Origin of the sequence: Candidatus Nitrosarchaeum limnium BG20, from assembly GCF_000241145.1 — an archaeon.
GTDB lineage: Archaea > Thermoproteota > Nitrososphaeria > Nitrososphaerales > Nitrosopumilaceae > Nitrosarchaeum > Nitrosarchaeum limnae.
Window position 1 is genome coordinate 1 of sequence record NZ_AHJG01000031.1, and the last position, 825, is coordinate 825.

At 36.2% G+C, this 825-nt stretch carries 1 protein-coding gene; it reads left to right on the plus strand.

The features are described 5' to 3' along the window. Positions 1 to 825, plus strand: an 825-nt coding sequence (locus BG20_RS01210; protein WP_010189852.1) for an HAD-IC family P-type ATPase, incomplete at both ends; no start/stop codon positions are given.

Sequence of the window (825 nt, forward strand, 5' to 3'; positions counted from 1 at the left end):
CGGCAGTGCATTAGAAGATCATGCATTTAGAAAAGCATCTTTTTCCTTAGATTCATTATTAGCAAGATCTCCACGAATAGCAAATTTACAAAAAGATGGAGATATAAAACAAATCAAAGTTGAAGATGTCCAAATTGATGATGTGCTTTTAGTACGTTCTGGAGATTTAATCCCAGTGGATGGAATAATTCTAGAAGGGACTGCAGAAATTGATGAATCTGCATTAACTGGAGAACCATTGCCAAAAATAAAAACATCAGGCAATGCTGTTTTTAGTGGTACTGTTAATGTTGGAGATGCATTTAAGATCACATGTAGCAAGACAAGTGTCAATAGTCAGTACTCAAAAATTGTACAACTGGTACGAAAAGCTCAGCAAGAAAAAGCACCTATTCAAAGACTTGCTGATAAATACGCAGTATGGTTTACACCAATTGTAATTGTCATTAGTGTATTGGGGTGGTTTATTACAAAAAATCCTGAAACTGTTTTAGCAGTTTTAGTAGTTGCGACTCCATGCCCATTGATCTTTGCAACTCCTACTGCCATTATTAGTGGAATAAGCAGAGCTGCAAAAAGAGGAATTATTGTAAAGACAGGAGCTGCAATAGAGCAAGTCGGTAAATCAAAAGTTGCAGTCTTTGACAAGACTGGTACTATAACACTTGGAACTCCAACAATAGATGAGATCATTACTCTGAATGGAGTAGACTATGATGTTCTATTGAGAAATGTTGCAAGTATTGAACAGATGTCATCTCATCCTGCAGCAATTGCATTGGTGCAAATGGGGAAAGAAAAATTTGGGAAACTTCCAATTGTTAG